The following is a 16,523-nucleotide window of genomic DNA, read 5'->3' on the forward strand; positions in this document are numbered from 1 at the left end:
ATGTTTTGCTGGCGACATGGGGCGTGAGTTAAGTGAATTACATCATTTTCAAATTTCACTTATATAATTCTCGGGTGAAAGTTAAGTGTATTTTCTATTTGGATTATTTCCACTTAAAAGTCCAACTTGCCGTTAAGTGGATTTATAATTATCTTTAAATTCACTTAACTTTTCAGTCCCAATTCTTAGGCTACTTAAGTTTATTCTGAAAAATGTCATATTCACTTAACTCAATCCCATGATTATTTAAGTGAAAAAACACTTGCCAAAAATAAACTTAACTTTAATTCAAATTATTTAACCTATTTTAAGTTTATTTATATTTTTCTAGAATAAACTTAACCGCACTACGACTTTTTAAGTGAAAAACATCCATAATAATTTTTCACTTAAAAATTCAGGCATATATTGAGAGATTACACATTACTCTCATCAATGATTGAATGAATGAACTAATATGGCGAAAACCGCCAAATAACTACACACGATAAAAAAAATACTAATACGCTTTACATACACACCCACTGGAAGCATTAGATATACTATGCATAAAGTAATTCCTAGTATAACCCATAAAACTACAGCAACTATTCGCTTAACACTATTTTTGCTTTTCTTATGCTCATCGGGCTGTAGCATCAGCTTATCGATTGAAACATCTAAAGCTTCCGAAAGTGATTCAAAAAGATTAATATCTGGAAAGCATTCTCCTCTTTCCCATTTTGACACTGCCTTATCTGACACATTTACAATTTTTGCTAAGTCCTTTTGCGTCATACTCTTTTTTAATCTGCTTTCACGTATTAACATACCAAACTCATTGCAATCCATATATCCCCCTCCTTCAATCATTATGCCCTTTTGCTGATTTACAGGAAACTACCAGCAAGAAACTATGCCTTTATAATGTACCAAGTTTTCATTTTTGTCACTCTACTTTTGGTAGAATGATATATTTTGACCTTATTTAATAAAAATTTCTCCGCAGGAGAAATTTCCTTTAAAAAAATCCAGCAACCGCAGTTGCTGGATTTATCCTTACTAAAGTAAATTTTTGAGTGCTTCCAGGTCGTCCATGCTGATTGCCTGTGCTTCCTCGTTTTCTTTTTGAATTTCTAAGTATACTTCTTTTCTGTAGATTGATACTTCCTTTGGAGCTGAAATACCGATCTTTACCTGATCACCGCGAACCTCAAGGACTGTAATCTCGATGTTGTTGTTGATCATGATAGCGTCGCCTGTTTTTCTTGTTAATGCCAACATCGTTACTCACCATCCTTTCCATGTATTGCGTCATGAATAAGGTAGCGTACTGGCTCATTGCCCTCGATGATAATCTGGTCACCGATGTTTGTGTCTGTATTGATGATGATAGGTGCCTTAAGATTAATCGATGCTTCCTTAGGGTTCTTTGGTACTCTGACTGTGACAAGTATGTAAGTATTTTCTGCTGTGAGCTCTCCAAGCTGCTCAAGTGCATCAACGTTGAGCTCAGGTGCATAGTCTGGCTTAACCACATGAGGCAGCATTACTGGCATAGCAAAGTCTGTCTCATCAAGTGACTGAAGCCACATGATATTACCTTTGTCTTTCTTCTCTTCGTCGAAAATGAGTGTGTATCTCTTCATGTCTGGGAAACCAATAAGACCATGGATGAGATTGATGATTTTTTCTTCTGCAATTTCAATTTCGCCGAACAGTCTAGTTTTTACCTGCATTATCCCTTCTCCTTTTTTAGATGTAATTTAGTAATGTCGAATCACCCAGCTTTCCTGCTGCGGTGAGCGAAGCCTGATATGCGGTGTAAGCTGCTGTGTAGTCGATGATGATTTGGGATAGATCTACATCATCATTCTCTGTCTGTAACTGCTGAACAGTCTCTCTTTGATCACCTACTCGAACCTTTGTGAGGCTTAAAGACTGCTCCTTACAACCCAAATCAGTTAAAGCTAATGTTATTTTATCACAATATGACTTAATATTGCCTATTTCTGAGTCAAAAAGTTTTCTCATATTGTTATTATAGTAATCATATTCCTTCTGAGCTGCGTCTTCCCACTTATTAAGCCACTCCTGATCCTCGTCGGAAGCGTACTGAGTTTCACTCTTCATATTCTTGATTGTATCTAATTTATCGTATGCAGAGATAACTCTTTGAACCGCATTCATCATCTCATCAAGGTCGCGCTGAAGAGAGCTGTCAAATACATCTGAAGCCTCTGTATTAATTGCGATAGTCTGATTTGCAGCTATTGTATATTCGATATCAAAGTGGATTACTTTTCCATTTGCATCGAATTTTGTGTATTCATTGTTGGATGTAAGCTCTGCGCCCGTGCTGTCTTTCATCTTGGTGCAGTTGTAGTAATACTCTGGACGAAGCTGTCCCTCTTTGAATCCTGTCTTATCGTACTGAACTGCAAGCTCAGCTTTGTTAGTCTTTAATGTAGATGCAACAGTATCACCAAAAATAATATCGCCTGTTTCTCTAATAAAAACTATTTCGTTATCGTCAACCTTCTTTACCTTATCGGTTATATCTGCATTAGCCCAATCAGTTTCATTCTCGTATACCCTCAATGAAAAACCATTGGATGTTAACGCTCCACCGGAAGTATCGTCATTGTATACTCCGTTTGTTTCTGTAAACGCAAAAGATATATCAGGTGTATCTGTGGTATTGCCCTCGTACTTTATATTAATACTATTTACAGAATCTATATCCTTGTAGTTAAGGCGAAGTCTGTAATAGTCTGTCTCAGTAATATCCGAAATCAGAGTTGCATTATCCTTTGGTGCAATAACCTCTGCCTCTGTTGTAGGAACAACTACATTTCCAGAATAATATCTGTGCTCTTCCATTAAATCCTCAATGCTAAGAGTCTGGTCGATTCGATATTTTGTCTTCATCTCGTCTTCTGTAAATGTAAGATTTGAGTTTGTTCTGTATCCCGTGAAAACTGTACGGTTTGCATAGTCTGCATTACCTTCTGCAAAGAGAGCCTTCTGAAGAGATTCAAGCTGAGTAAGCATAGTCTTTCTATCACTCTGGCTGTTGTAAGAATCAGTAGAACCGCCTACGCAGATTGTCTTGCAGTCTGTAGCAACATCTTTGATATTAATGAGAGCAGTCTCAGTAATATCAAGCCACTGATTTGCATCAGGGATGTTCTTTGAATAATACTGTGATACCTGTGATAATGTTGTTGAAAGTCTCAGCGAGCGAACTGCGATTACAGGATCATCTGATGGCTTGTCAATTCTCTTCTGAGATGTCATCTGCTTATTTCTAGTGTTGACTACCTCTTTCGCGCTATTAATATTCGAAGCTGAATTGTTCATTATCATCTTATTAGTTACTCTCATAATACTTACCTCTAGTCCGTTAGTTACGTTCTCAAGCATCATATTACTCAGTTCAACACATGTTTCACTTGAGTAACATGATAGCTTGATAACTACTAACTCATTGAAAAACTTAAATTGTTCTATTCATTCGGATTACTAAACACCCGTATTAAGTATCAACCTATCATATATTTCGGAAAATACGGAAATACATTTAGATGCCAGGTTGTATGCGTTTTGGAACTTGATTAAGTCCAAAGCCTCTTCATCTTCATCAACACCAGAAACTGACATTCTCTGCTGAGAAATTGATGACTGGATGTTTGTAAAGTTTGTTGTAAAAATCTGGCACTCCTGCGTATCGATAGTTACGTCTGCATAAATACATCGAAGAAAGGCATCACCACCGCCTCCTCTGAAAATTGTCTGCTTACTTTGAAGCCTCTGAAGCTGTACAACAAGATCAGCTGCATCAACACCTGATGTGTAATTCTCCTTAACTGTGGTTGCAAATTTTCTTGCATCCTTATCTGTTTCCTTAATGATAGATACATTACCCGCTGTCATCAGATAATATGTCTCTTCAGCATTTGTAAATGTTTTGCCAGTAGTAGATACAACATTTCCATTTGCGTCTAATACTTTGTCCACCAACTCTTCTCTCATCTGATGTTCGATGATAGAATTTATATCATCCTTTGCAATAAAGAATGCTGTCATGTCATTTCCATCTAAATCAACACCGCTCTGCTCAATCTGATTGAATTTCTGACAGAAACTTCTAAGGAACAGATTCATCTGATTTTGATAATAAGGAATACCCATGTAATCCACATCATCTCCAACCTGAAGTGAACGACCTGTTAATGTAGCGGCTACATCGGCTGTAATAGCATCCTCAGTATCTAAATTAAAAGTAATTGAAACTACATTGCCTTTAGAATCTGTAGTAAAATCAAAGCTCTGATAGCTAAACAACATATTGTTTGTGCTTATCTGGCCCTTGTTTGGCATGTTGAATTCATTTATATCTGTAATGCTAAGGTTTGTTACAGTAATAGAGGTTGCAGTTGCAGACTGAACGTTTGCATGCAAGTTTTCATTATTATTTCCATCACGAACCTCAAACATTGCCTTTAACTCGCCGCCGCTTGAACTAGGTGTGGCATTGAATTTATTTCCATCTTCTTCCCAAACGATTTCATATAATCCATCAATATCTGACTGATTGAACATCTCGTCTGGTTGTCTGGATACTACACTAAGTCTGTTGTATTCGTATGTATCTACAAGCTGCTGACCGTTGATGTATACCTGATAATAGGTTGCACCTGTATACATATCAGGATTATTAGTGTTTGTAACTGGTGTTTCTTTAACTGAAACATCAACAATTTTAGAAAGCTTATCAATTAAAAGCGCTCTCTGGTCACGGAGTTCATTTGCATGTCCACCGCCCTGCTCGATTACATTAATCTGCTTTGTAAGGATAGCAACCTTTTCTGAAACAGCATTTATATCATCCACTGCTGTCTTTATTTCATCGTTGATAGAATTCTGTAAATCCTGAAGCTTTGTTGATAACTGATTAAAGTATTCTGTAAGCTGCTTTGCTGTAGAAATGAACTGCTTTCTAACTGTATCATCACCAGGGCTTCCCTGAAGGGAGCTCATGGCGTTAAACATTTTTGTATAAATAGTTGTAAATCCTGAATCCTTGTTTGTCTCGTTGTAGTAATCCTGAATCTGATTCATGTAATACTGCTTTTTCTCATAGAAGCCCAACGCTGTACTATTATTCCAGTATTTCTCGTCATAGTACGCATCACGGCTCTGAGTTACGGACTCAACCTCAACACCTGTACCAGTTGTGCCATATGCCTGGTAAACTCGAAGCGCTGATGCTGCAACAGTGTTTACAACCTGCTTACTATATCCATTAGTGTTTACATTAGAGATATTGTTTGCAGTTGTATTAATCTGAGCCTGAGCTGTATTTAATCCAGAAGATGCAATTGTCAATCCAAAGAATGTTGATGACATAAGCTATTTCCTTTCCTGCTTTACAAAGATGTAAGCAGATGTTCTATCATTTCATTTACTACGTTTATATATCGGCTAGCTGCATTGTAAGCTGACTGATATTTAATCATTATTGTTAGTTCTTCATCTGAAGATACGCCGATAACACCCTGTCGGCTAAATTCGATTTCTTCTTTTGTACCTTCCAATGATTTTTCGGTAGTAGAGTATACGCTACCTGTATTTGCGATTTCACCAATCCATTTCACATAGAATCCGTTGTATCCACATGGTGTTGTATCGCTAGGATTTAAGTTAAAATCTGTCCTATTCCAAATAGCACTAAGGTTCTGACCAAGTTTCATATCTACCTGTGTTTGATCCTTATATACCTTGTTTGGAATGTATGATTCCTGTTTTATTAAATCCTCGTTAACTGTCAAAGATTTAAGAGTATAGCATTTTGCTGTGTCGGTTAAATCTTCCTCATTGTAAAGGTAAACCTGCTTAGTCTGAGCTACATTGTTCTCGTCAGTGTATGTAACTGTCGCCACTGTATATCTAGAGCAACCGTTTCTAACAAAAAGCTCACGTGGTGGAAGTTCTCCATCAGAACCCACTGAACAGTTTGCTTCATCTAGAACTCTTACTTTTTTCCATTCATCTGCAGTAGGGTTTACGTCAACCTGGTTGCCATTTTCATCTACATATGAGTAAGAAACATTTGAAACGTTTCCAAGTGCAGCTGACATTGATGTAAGTGGGCTATATAAATCATTGATTTCTGTAACCAATCTATGAATCAATGTATCAAGCTCTGCTTCTGAATTCATCATGATAGAATTTGAGATTCCATCTTCATAATCAGCGGATGATATTTGATTTCCTTCGGAATCACAATAGCCAAGGTAGTTACTCCAGCTGTCTCCTCTTGCAAGAAGAAGTGCTTTGATTTCACCTTTATCTGTATCTCTTTCTGCACTAATATTTCCTAAGTTGAAGATAGGATAATATGTGTTAAGAGACTCATCTTCCTTACTTACAATATCTGAAAGCTGAGGCCAGTATGGTGTGACAAATCCTGTCTTTTTATCCCTTAAAATACCGACTTCATAAAAATTGTTCTCATCGATAAACTCCACGCCCTCAATATCCACATGAACTATACCGTTGTAATCTTCTCTATAGCTCATTTTTGTTAAGCCGGAAAGCTTATCCAACAGCAAATCTCTGGTATCTCGAAGATCCATGGCCTTTTCAACACCGGCAGCTTCGATTGCCTGTATTCTTTTATTTAAATCGACTATCTTCTTTCCTATATCATTGATTGTATTTAAATCCTCTGTAATCTTTGAATTTATAATAGTCTGATAATCTTCAAATCCATCCTCTACAGCCTGAGCTCTAGACAAAAAAAGACTAGCCTTCTGCAATACAAGATTCTGATAAACTGTATCAGAAGGATCCTTGGCGAACTCTTCAAATGCCTCTTCAAAATCGGCAATTGCTTGTCTAAAAGCTTCGCCCTGAGTCTCCTGAAGCTGAGTCTGAACTTCCTGCACTGCTTCTGAACTAGCGCTATAAAAAGAATATCGTCCATTCTCTGAGCGATATGCTTTATCTAAAAAGATATCGCGAGCGTGGACGATTGTTCCTACCTGCACACCAAGGCCAGCGTACTGTTTGCTGACCGATGCGTTTCCTATTTTTCTATAATCTCTGTCTTCGTAAACAACCTGCTCACGTACATACCCTTCAGTATTTACGTTTGAAAGGTTGTTTGCAGTTGTATTTAATCCATGTGATGCTGACTGTAGGCCTGATGCCCCAACATATAAGCTTCCAAAACTATTAGCCATAGTCTATCCTCCAAAGTCTTACTAAAACTTTAAGGACATCCTTTTCCTACTGTTTAGCATCAAATCGTATATTACCTAATATTTCGCCTGTAGTTGTAGCATCTTTTCCATAATTTGCTGTCTGTGGTGCCTGTTTCACACTCTTAATAAGAGTAATGTCAAACTCCACCATTTCAATTGCCTGCTTCAGCAAGTTCTGAGTCTGAAAATTCAGCACCTGAACTTCATCAGCAACCTTCACCAATTGATCTCGTGCTACAGTAAGTCTTTCCTGCTCTACAGGTTGGTTAGCCAGATTATTTATCATCCATGAAACAGTAACCTGCTCACCATCATGCCCCATTACCGAAGCAATACTCCTCAATAAATGGGCGCGTTTATCCTCCAGTTTAAGCAGGGAGTCTGCAATGGCCTGCTCCTGAATGGTAATAGCTTCAAGTACGTCAAGCTTCTTATGGATAATAGAATCCTTCTTTTCTCCATTAAGATTAATTAACTTTTCATATTTCGACCTTTCACCATCCATAGTTAGGATCAATTCATCCAGTAAACTAGCCACGCTTTTCCCTCACAAAACTAAAGAATAGAACCAAACTGAGACATAAGCTTATCAGCAAAGTCCTCTGTGCTAACTTCATAAGTGCCAGCCTTAATTCTAGCCTTAATGTCAGCTACAAGATCTTCTCTGATATCTGAAGCCTCAGATACTGCTGCCTTTGCAACATTAAAATCACGACCAGTAGATGAAATCTGAACCTCATCGCGACCCATGCTGTTTGTTTTTGCAGCCTGTGATGTGTTTTTAGTGTTTGATGTCTGATAGAGCTGAGCTACCTGGTTGTAAGCCTCTATACGCATATCGCCACACTCCTTTCCTCCCTGTGTTTACGTCGTTTTATGTCACATTAATTCTAGATACACTTTTCTTTACAACTCATTTATCGGTACTCCCAACCAAAACTTTAGAGCATTTTTAAATTTTTTTCAAATTTTTCTGAAAAAATCGCACTTGGCCCGCCGCCCCGCCCCTCTAGTTGGCTGGGCCCTCATCCCTCCCTATGGGACACTTTATATATGCCACGCCCACTAATACGTCAGGAATCTACCTACTTATTTACTTGCATCGTCTGCGGATTATGTTTTTCTAAGCATCACGTGTCGCATTTTTTATGGTGCGTGTTCTTTAAATTCTTTGCACTTCTAACGCCGCTGTTGGTAGAGTAGGCAGACACACACTATTTATAAGTATTAATCTCCACAGCAAGCTTAGGAATAATTGCCGCGACATTTGTAGTGAGCCTAGAAAATTAGAAAGGGGCATTTTGCGATGAATAGGCGTGAGGCGCCACGGACGGCGCCGAGAGCCCGACAACGAAACGGACTGAGTTAAAGGGCGGCGCCTAAGCATCCAAAATCCCCTTTCATAATTTTCTTGGCAAACGGAGTATGAGCGCAATTATCCTAAGCCTTGTGTGGAGACTAATACGTAGACTTCAAGTGTCTGCCCTCTACCCACAGTGGCTTCGAAGTGCAAAACCAATTAAAGGACACGCACTTAATGCTCCCTTGTGATGCTAAGAAAAACTATAATCCTTGCGCTGTCAGCGTAAATAAGTAGGTAGATTCCTTCCTATCAGTGGGCGTGGCATTACAATCTACTTCATAGGGAGGGATGAGGGCCCCACAGTTACCCAGGCGGGGCGGCGGGATTTGGGCAAAATAAGTGCCCCAGGGGTGAGAGGTCCCTGGGGCTGTTAGAGAATTGTATCGGATAGAGAATTAAGATGTAAGCAATTTAATAGTAGTCATAACCCATACGCTGGTTATACTCGCCGTATGTGAGGATTTCCTCATCATCGGTGTAGAAGCCTTCTTCTTTGAGGGCCTGCAATGTGTTGGTGCAGTCACGTGTGAGCTGTACGTAGATGCTTTGCTCATATCTGATATACGAGCTTGAGTATTCGTAGCCCCAGAAGAAGTCTGTGTCTGAGAAGTATGGAGTCTTCTTGTTCTGGATTGTGAAGCTGAAGTCATTGTATAGTTTGTCTTCATCATTGTAGAAGTCGGTACCAAAGCTTGTAGTAAATACTTCGCCGGCATCTACGTCCTTCAATACTGCTTCGTAAACTCTTGCGAATTTTTCCTGCTTCTCACGGTCTGTAAGATAATCAAAATCTACGTATGTAGAGTAATAATCGTCAATGCCTTCATCATAGAGGTAGCCGCTAAAGCTCATCTCTGTGATTGTGCAATCATCGTAAGTGTTGCCTATAACGTGCTCTTTGATTATGGTTGGCGAATTTACAAAATCAAGGATTGGCTCTGTAGCTGCAACATACTGTGCACTAACCTTTTCTGATTCTGTGTCTACAACTGAGTAGTCACGGACAATGGTCTTACCATTCTTGAGCTTGTATTTGATTGTAAATGAGTTGCCTGGTACATCTGAGTAAAGCACGTTTACATCACGAAGCTCCTTTTTGTCATCAAGGAATCCCTTGTGAAGCTCTATCATTGTTCCGATTTCGTCTTCATCAGTAAATACCATTGCATAATCACAGTTGAAACCTACCCATTCAACGTCGTTTGCATTTGGCACTTTGTTCTCAACCTTGAATACATCAAGTCTAAGACAAAGAAGAACTACCAAAGCTGCTGCAGAATAACCTGCGCAGTATATAAACTTCTTTGCTGAGAATACTCGTACAGTCTTCTCTATCATCATCTGTGTCGCGTAGAAAAGTATGCATCCGATGATAATGGCCGATACGATAGCGATTGCAAACTTTGTGCTGTATGTAAGTGTTTTTGCCGCATTAATCATTTCTGCAACAAATCCACCTGCAACCATTGAAATAAAGAATGACATTCCAACAGTAAATACTGGCTTGAGGAATGGTACGGCAATGAAATCGTGTACTGTTTCAAGCTTCTTGTATTTGTAAAGCATGTAAGCGATGAATGTAATCACTACTGCTGCTACTGCGTAAATAGCAAGATATTTGGCTCCAGTCAATTCATATGAGAAGCCTATAAGTTTGCCATAATCATCTGTATCGACAACTGCGTTTACTCCACAATTTGCGCTGATGAAGAAAGCTGGAGTAAGCATTGTTGTGTCTAAATCAGACAATGCTGATGACATACCAAACATCAAGAATGATGCTGTGATTCTAAATGCAACCTCCATCAATGTATATAAGTAACAGAAGATGAAGTAGAATACTACGCTTGTAATAATCTGGCCTGATGTCATCATTGAGAAAACTGCTATGGAAATAAACAGCTCTGTTGCAACTGCAACTATCAATGTCCAATACCAAATAGCATCTATAGCTGGTGCCTTTTCAACAAAGGCAACGATTGTCATGATGATGCTGTTTACTACAAGTGGCACAAGGCTCACAATGGATGCTGTTGTAAATCCTGTAAAGAACAAGCTCTTTCTACTAACAGGAAATGCGTGCATCATGTAGTTGTCGCGCTTATTAAATAAGAACCAGAATGTAATGCCTGTGACTACAATAGCAACAGTAAGCGCAAGTCCTGCCTTTGGTACATATTGCATATGCTGATATAGCATGATTTCACGTGTGTATCCTGATTCTACATACCATGAATTATCAAAATCAGCCATGGTAAGCACAAATGATATAGGAATCATGAGTAATAAGGCGATGAAGTATAACAGTCCTACTATCCAAGTCCTACTAAGATTTTTCTTAAACAAAGCCATGTTAAAAAATGATGTCTTTGACTGCATAGTTCTCACCTCCCAACTCATAAATAAAGATTTCTTCCAATGTAAGTGGAAGTACATCCATCAAAAGTGGATTGAGTGCACCGATTGCTCGCTCTGCTGCTCTAGGCTCGCCCTTAACAATAAGTGTGTGTACTCGTCCATTTGTAATCTTCTTAAGCACTTCTATTTCTGGTGGGAGGGCAGGCATATCACCGTCAAATGCGATTTGAATCTTTGTGATAGATGTCTGCAACTCATCAAGTGAACGCTCGATGAGAATCTTTCCATTATTCATGATTCCCACATGGTCACATACATCCTCCAACTCTCGAAGGTTGTGTGAGCTGACCAAGACTGTAAGTCCATTCTCGGAAACATCAGACATGATAAGGCTCCAAATCTGACGTCTCATTACAGGATCAAGGCCATCAACAGGCTCATCCAAAATCATAAGCTCTGGACGTGCTGCAATGGAAAGCATGAATGCAACCTGCTTTTGCATACCCTTTGAAAGTGTACGAACCATTTTCTTTGGGTTGATAGCTGGGAAGCAATCCATGATTTTCTTGAATAGTACTTCGTCAAACTTTGGATACATGTCCTTATAAAATTTCATCATATCCATGGTGTTGGCCTGAGTGAAATAGAAAATGTCATCTGGAATTACAGTGAACATCTTTTTCAACTCAGTGTTTTCATATACTGGCTTGCCATCGATTGTGATTTCACCAGCATCCTGTTTATATACACCGCAAAGATGGCGAATGATTGTGGATTTACCAGCGCCGTTTGGTCCCACTAGGCCATAGATAGCGCCGCGCTCAACGTGCATATTTAATCCGTCGAGGGCTGCAAAATCGCCAAACTTTTTAGTTACGTTATTTACCTGTATCATGTTCAGTCCCTCCCTTCGCAAGCTCTTCAATACGTTTGATAAGAATGTCCTTATCCTCGCACAGATACAGAAGTTCTTTTACAATCTCATCGAATTCTTTCATCAATTCTTCATTCCTCCCTGATGCAACGTCAGCTCGCTGTGCAGCGAAGCTTCCCTTGCCCGCAATCGTGTAGATGTAACCTTCTTGCTCTAGCTCTCGATACGCCTTCTGAATAGTATTTGGATTTATTGACAGGTTGGTGGCTAGCTCCCTTACACTAGGCAACTTTTCATCCTGCTTTACCGCACCAGATACTACAAGGCGCCGAAGCCCATCCTTTATCTGCTCATATATAGGCTTCGAATCTCGGTAGTTTAACTGAATCATCTAATACCTCCCCTACTAGGTATGTGTGTATGACACTGTATTACGTGTTCTAATACACTTATAGCACGATTGATTTTTTTCGTCAAGGGTTAAGTGTAAAATTGTAACAAAAAGAGCCTATCCAACTAAGTAGATAGACTCTTTCATTAATACGTTTTACTGAATAATTTTTCACTGAATTTCTATTCACTAAAAAAATTTATCCAATCTGATAAGAAGTGAATGCTTGCTTTCTAGCTTTGATAACATTCAAGATTGTTGGAACTGCACCACCTGCTGTGAAGAGGTATACAAGAGCAAGATCAGCAATGAATGTTGATGTTGCATCTGCGTATTCCAAAATATCCCAGAAATAGAAGGAAGCTTCTGATAATGAGAAGTCTGCCTCTGTCATCATGGTGATCATCCAATCAAGTTTCTCTCCGAAGTATGTCATGATGATCATAACGATTGAACAAATGATGATGCCCTTTGTGCTCATCTTTTTACCTAACATTTCGTATCCCTTTACAGTACATACACCCATAACGAGACCAGAAATAACTGCTACATAACCCAGCTGACCAAGAATAATGATTGTTATCACGCCGATAACTGAACCAAGGAAAGCTCCTACAACTCCCGCAACAACGCTTTCTTTTGTGTTGCTCATTTCTACTTCACTCTGCTGCAATGACTGTGTCACCTGTGTGTAACACTCATCGCAGAGGAATGCTACGCTACCTGATACGCAATAGCTGCCAATGTTTGTGTGAGGCTTGCCGCAAGATTCGCAAACATCCTCAAAACCGTACATGTTGAAAGCTTCTGTCAAAGCCTTTATTGCATTGATGAGGTTCTCGATGACCTTTTTAGTTGTCATGCCTCTGACTGTAGCGATTACATAATTACCTTGAACGCCAAGAGACATCATGCCCTTATTTGCTTTGCAAATGCTCTTTAACAATTCCTTGTCTGGAAGCTGACCGTTCTTGCGAACTGACGCGTATACCATGTAGTTGTTGTTTGTCATATCCACCTTGAGATGGAATCCATTTGCTTCTCCCATTAATACTTCTGTTTGCTCATTTATGCGTAAACCTGTTGCCTGACCTACTTCGTCGTAAATCTTTCTAAGTCCTTTGTTCATATTTTTCTCTCCTTATCTAAGAACTGTACTTATCATAATAATTATTTATCCGCTTGTCAATAGGTAGTAACATAATACTTTCAATGTATTTGAATAAGTACAATTTTACTACTTAACTGATTATCTAACCATTGTTGCTGTTCCAAATAACTCCTGGTATGAGAACTCATAGAACTTGAAGCCATCTGCGTATGAACCTAAATCATAAGGATAAAAATATACTAGGACCTTATCATCCTGGAATGCAACATTCCCTGAATTAATAGATGCATATTCGTACGCAGTGTCATAGGCATCCTGGTCTGTGGCTGCAAAGTATCCGCCATTATCGCCGTCTATACTGTTTTCCAAGTAATCCTGGCGAACCTTCTCAGCGACCAAGGTCTTAAACTCTTCCTCAGTGCCTTTATAGAAATCAGCAAATGTCAGCTCCTCGCCTGTCTGCAAATCAAAGATGTACTCGTACATGCTAGGCATGCCGTGGGCGCCGCCGCCATACCAATATCCGTTGAAGTCCACAATGAGATACCTGTCATTTATGATATTCACACCTGAAACATCATATGTATCTGTCTCATGGTATATGTCTGGATATTCCTTGTGGTCCTCGCAGTCAGTTTCTGCTGCTTCCGCAACTGACTCCGGCTCATAAGAAACCTGGCCATCCATATACTCTTTCAGCTTTGCATTAATCTGGTCTGCCACCGGTGAGTACTTGCCATCAAGCACAAATGCTTCTGCATAGCACGAATACAAAGGTGTGCCGCAATATGGGCAGACAAAATTGCTTGTTCCGTAGATTATGGTGCCGTATTCGTATGCTTGAATTGTATCACTTAAAATGTCGATATCTGTAAGCTTGTCAGCTCCATCTACTCTGTACCATTTTACATCGGCCCCTTCCAACTTTATTACATATGGTGCTCCTGCTCTAAAGATTACATTATCAGCATATGAAGCTCCTGGCGCAAATTCACTTTCGTACATCTCACTATAGGTATCTGCTACCGCATCGTATTCTGTAATCTTTTTTGTAGTTACATTGTACTGGTCAGTTTCGATTGTGGTAGCGTAATATACCTTGTCATCTGTCACGCCAATTACTATTACAGACTCAGCATCCCCAAACTGCTTTGCTTTGCCAGTTTCAATATTGTAGACATATGACGTGCTTTTGTAATCGTCACCATCGTCGATGTCATAAATAATAACTTTGTCATTGTAGGCCATCACATATGAGGCATTGTTACTAAGGGCATCCAGCTCAGTGATATTTCCTTCGGCATCCATTGTGGCAAACCGCTTATTTTCATAATCATATGAGGACAACTCGACATAGCCGAACATATCTATTTCTCTGGCAATGCAGTCTCCTCTACCGTTATCATTTGTGTCCACTGAATATCCGTCAATCTCTGTCTCAGAATCCTTATCCTCAGTCATCGTGCCATCGTCAGATGGAACAAAGCAGAACTCCTTGAACTTTTCAGCATCATTGTTTATGCCAGCAATGTACAGCTTTCCGTCATAAAAATCCGAGTAATTAGACCAATAGCTTGATTCCATTTCAAAGAACACATCAGCCTTTTCTGTGCTTAAATCTAGCGCAATGAATTCGTATGTGCTGTTTCCATTATCATCAGTGGCATACTGTCTTAAGTACAGCTTTCCATCATGGATTGCTTCAATCGTTGCATCTTCATCACAGCCGTTGTCTTTTAAAATCTTCTTAATAACGCTTCTGTCATAGGTGTTCATCTTATTTCCATCGGCGTCGACAGTATAGAAAATATCAGTGTCATAATCTGATTCAAAATAATACTCATCATCAAGCTGTTTGTTTTCTTCCGTTGTTGTTTCGGTTTTGGCCTCTGTCTGTTTCTCCTGAATGGAAACCTCTGGTTTAGCCTCATCCTTCTTACAGCCTGTGATTGCGAATGCCATTGATATAGCCAGCATCAGGCATATAAAACTCTTTTTCATATATTTCTCCATTTAAACATTTGTAAAGCCGCACAACATAGCGGTGCTGTGCGGCTTTTTTGCATTCTATTAATGATTTATAGGATTAGTTCTGACCTTCAAAATCTGTATGTGTTGTGGCGAAGTGCTGTGTTGTTGCACTCTTCTCACCATCATTGCAGCAAGGATCAGCTTTCTTTTCAACTGGCTTTGATGCTGGAGCCTTGTCTACTGGAGTGTTGTTGCCAAAACCAAGCATCTCTGTCTTGAATGTAAGATCTGATGCAGCGCCTGCAAGATCTGTAGGAACTACAATCTTTGTAGCACGGCCATCGCCAAGCTTTGAAAGAGCCTCAAGCTTCTTGATAAGAAGAACTCGCTCGTCCATGTTTGCTTCCTTGAGCATTTCAATACCGCGAGCCTCTGCCTCGTATACAAGACGGATTGACTCAGCCTGACCTGTTGCTCTTGCGATAGCAGCATCTCTTTCGGCCTCTGCCTTAAGAACGAGGGCCTGCTTATCACCTTCTGCACGAGTGATTGAAGCCTGCTTGTGACCTTCTGCCTCAAGAAGAGTCTCACGACGATCACGCTCAGCTTTCATCTGCTTTTCCATTGAACGCTGGATCTCTTCTGGTGGGATGATGTTCTTGAGCTCAACACGGCCTACCTTGATACCCCAAGGATCAGTAGCCTCATCAAGTATAACACGCATCTTTGAGTTGATGTTGTCACGAGATGTAAGTGTCTGATCGAGCTCTAACTCACCAACCAAGTTACGGAGAGTAGTAGCTGTAAGATTTTCAAGAGCAAGGATTGGGCGCTCAGCACCATAAGCGTAAAGCTTTGGATCCTGTACCTTGAAGTAAACTACAGTATCGATTTTCATGATAACGTTATCCTTTGTGATAACATCCTGTGGTGGAAAATCTGCGACCTGTTCCTTTAATGAAACACGCTTTGCAACACGATCAATGAATGGAATGATTACATGGAAACCTGGTACCAATGTGTTGTGATACTTACCAAGTCTTTCAATGACAAATACGTATCCCTGTGGTACAATGCGGATTCCAAATCCAACTGCAATCAAAACTAAGACTAATACAACAATTAAAAATCCCATAAAATGTCCTCCCTTTTGTAAAACATCTATTGTCATTATTGTAGTCCATTAGAATTAGAAATGCATCAAG

General features: G+C 39.5%; 14 protein-coding genes. All 14 read right to left on the minus strand.

All coding sequences use genetic code 11. From position 1 onward, the window contains the following. Window positions 1-432: 432 nt before the first annotated feature. The 14 genes from BO15_RS13025 to BO15_RS0102995 all read right to left on the minus strand — a co-directional run bounded on the left by BO15_RS13025 (window position 433) and on the right by BO15_RS0102995 (window position 16,453). Window positions 433-831, minus strand: coding sequence for a helix-turn-helix domain-containing protein (locus BO15_RS13025; RefSeq protein ID WP_052169742.1), 399 nt, complete (start codon window positions 829-831; stop codon window positions 433-435). Window positions 832-1,041: 210 nt separating this feature from the next. After that, window positions 1,042-1,263 carry a carbon storage regulator CsrA gene (gene csrA / locus BO15_RS0102935; protein WP_033152215.1) on the minus strand — a complete coding sequence of 74 codons (222 nt, stop codon included), beginning with the start codon at window positions 1,261-1,263 and terminating at the stop codon, window positions 1,042-1,044. A 2-nt stretch (window positions 1,264-1,265) separates the two neighbouring features. Continuing rightward, window positions 1,266-1,718: a flagellar assembly protein FliW gene (fliW, locus tag BO15_RS0102940; protein WP_033152217.1), complete on the minus strand. Its 453-nt coding sequence runs from the start codon at window positions 1,716-1,718 to the stop codon at window positions 1,266-1,268. Window positions 1,719-1,734: 16 nt separating this feature from the next. Beyond that, the gene (locus BO15_RS0102945; protein ID WP_033152218.1) at window positions 1,735-3,366 is read right to left on the minus strand and encodes a hypothetical protein; all 1,632 of its coding nucleotides are present in this window, start codon (window positions 3,364-3,366) and stop codon (window positions 1,735-1,737) included. A 138-nt stretch (window positions 3,367-3,504) separates the two neighbouring features. After that, window positions 3,505-5,391: a flagellar hook-associated protein FlgK gene (gene flgK / locus BO15_RS0102950; protein ID WP_033152221.1), complete on the minus strand. Its 1,887-nt coding sequence runs from the start codon at window positions 5,389-5,391 to the stop codon at window positions 3,505-3,507. Between the two features lie 20 nt (window positions 5,392-5,411). Further along, complete coding sequence (gene flgK, locus BO15_RS0102955) at window positions 5,412-7,229, minus strand: flagellar hook-associated protein FlgK (protein WP_033152222.1); 1,818 nt, start codon at window positions 7,227-7,229, stop codon at window positions 5,412-5,414. Between the two features lie 46 nt (window positions 7,230-7,275). Next, window positions 7,276-7,788, minus strand: a complete 513-nt coding sequence (locus BO15_RS0102960) for a flagellar protein FlgN (protein WP_052169743.1) — start codon at window positions 7,786-7,788, stop codon at window positions 7,276-7,278. Window positions 7,789-7,805: 17 nt separating this feature from the next. Further along, window positions 7,806-8,087, minus strand: coding sequence for a flagellar biosynthesis anti-sigma factor FlgM (flgM, locus tag BO15_RS0102965; protein ID WP_033152224.1), 282 nt, complete (start codon window positions 8,085-8,087; stop codon window positions 7,806-7,808). A gap of 937 nt (window positions 8,088-9,024) precedes the next feature. After that, window positions 9,025-10,992, minus strand: coding sequence for an ABC transporter permease (locus BO15_RS0102970; RefSeq protein ID WP_033152226.1), 1,968 nt, complete (start codon window positions 10,990-10,992; stop codon window positions 9,025-9,027). Next, window positions 10,967-11,866: an ABC transporter ATP-binding protein gene (locus tag BO15_RS0102975; RefSeq protein ID WP_033152228.1), complete on the minus strand. Its 900-nt coding sequence runs from the start codon at window positions 11,864-11,866 to the stop codon at window positions 10,967-10,969. The genes BO15_RS0102970 and BO15_RS0102975 overlap by 26 nt, the downstream gene beginning before the upstream one ends. Next, on the minus strand, window positions 11,850-12,236 hold the full coding sequence (locus tag BO15_RS0102980) for a GntR family transcriptional regulator (RefSeq protein WP_033152230.1): 387 nt from the start codon (window positions 12,234-12,236) through the stop codon (window positions 11,850-11,852). The genes BO15_RS0102975 and BO15_RS0102980 overlap by 17 nt, the downstream gene beginning before the upstream one ends. A gap of 199 nt (window positions 12,237-12,435) precedes the next feature. Beyond that, window positions 12,436-13,365, minus strand: coding sequence for a hypothetical protein (locus tag BO15_RS0102985; protein WP_033152232.1), 930 nt, complete (start codon window positions 13,363-13,365; stop codon window positions 12,436-12,438). Between the two features lie 120 nt (window positions 13,366-13,485). Continuing rightward, window positions 13,486-15,348, minus strand: a complete 1,863-nt coding sequence (locus BO15_RS0102990; protein WP_033152234.1) for a DUF4163 domain-containing protein — start codon at window positions 15,346-15,348, stop codon at window positions 13,486-13,488. Window positions 15,349-15,433: 85 nt separating this feature from the next. Continuing rightward, on the minus strand, window positions 15,434-16,453 hold the full coding sequence (locus tag BO15_RS0102995) for an SPFH domain-containing protein (protein ID WP_033152236.1): 1,020 nt from the start codon (window positions 16,451-16,453) through the stop codon (window positions 15,434-15,436). Window positions 16,454-16,523: the final 70 nt, after the last annotated feature.

Source organism: Pseudobutyrivibrio ruminis HUN009 (assembly GCF_000703005.1).
Lineage (GTDB): Bacteria > Bacillota > Clostridia > Lachnospirales > Lachnospiraceae > Pseudobutyrivibrio > Pseudobutyrivibrio ruminis_A.

Bases quoted from the DNA above. Each gene is read 5' to 3' on its own strand.
- BO15_RS13025 (WP_052169742.1), bottom strand. From the start codon at position 831: ATGGATTGCAATGAGTTTGGTATGTTAATACGTGAAAGCAGATTAAAA.
- csrA (WP_033152215.1), bottom strand. From the start codon at position 1,263: ATGTTGGCATTAACAAGAAAAACAGGCGACGCTATCATGATCAACAAC.
- fliW (WP_033152217.1), bottom strand. From the start codon at position 1,718: ATGCAGGTAAAAACTAGACTGTTCGGCGAAATTGAAATTGCAGAAGAA.
- BO15_RS0102945 (WP_033152218.1), bottom strand. From the start codon at position 3,366: ATGAGAGTAACTAATAAGATGATAATGAACAATTCAGCTTCGAATATT.
- flgK (WP_033152221.1), bottom strand. From the start codon at position 5,391: ATGTCATCAACATTCTTTGGATTGACAATTGCATCTTCTGGATTAAAT.
- flgK (WP_033152222.1), bottom strand. From the start codon at position 7,229: ATGGCTAATAGTTTTGGAAGCTTATATGTTGGGGCATCAGGCCTACAG.
- flgM (WP_033152224.1), bottom strand. From the start codon at position 8,087: ATGCGTATAGAGGCTTACAACCAGGTAGCTCAGCTCTATCAGACATCA.
- BO15_RS0102970 (WP_033152226.1), bottom strand. From the start codon at position 10,992: ATGCAGTCAAAGACATCATTTTTTAACATGGCTTTGTTTAAGAAAAAT.
- BO15_RS0102975 (WP_033152228.1), bottom strand. From the start codon at position 11,866: ATGATACAGGTAAATAACGTAACTAAAAAGTTTGGCGATTTTGCAGCC.
- BO15_RS0102980 (WP_033152230.1), bottom strand. From the start codon at position 12,236: ATGATTCAGTTAAACTACCGAGATTCGAAGCCTATATATGAGCAGATA.
- BO15_RS0102985 (WP_033152232.1), bottom strand. From the start codon at position 13,365: ATGAACAAAGGACTTAGAAAGATTTACGACGAAGTAGGTCAGGCAACA.
- BO15_RS0102990 (WP_033152234.1), bottom strand. From the start codon at position 15,348: ATGAAAAAGAGTTTTATATGCCTGATGCTGGCTATATCAATGGCATTC.
- BO15_RS0102995 (WP_033152236.1), bottom strand. From the start codon at position 16,453: ATGGGATTTTTAATTGTTGTATTAGTCTTAGTTTTGATTGCAGTTGGA.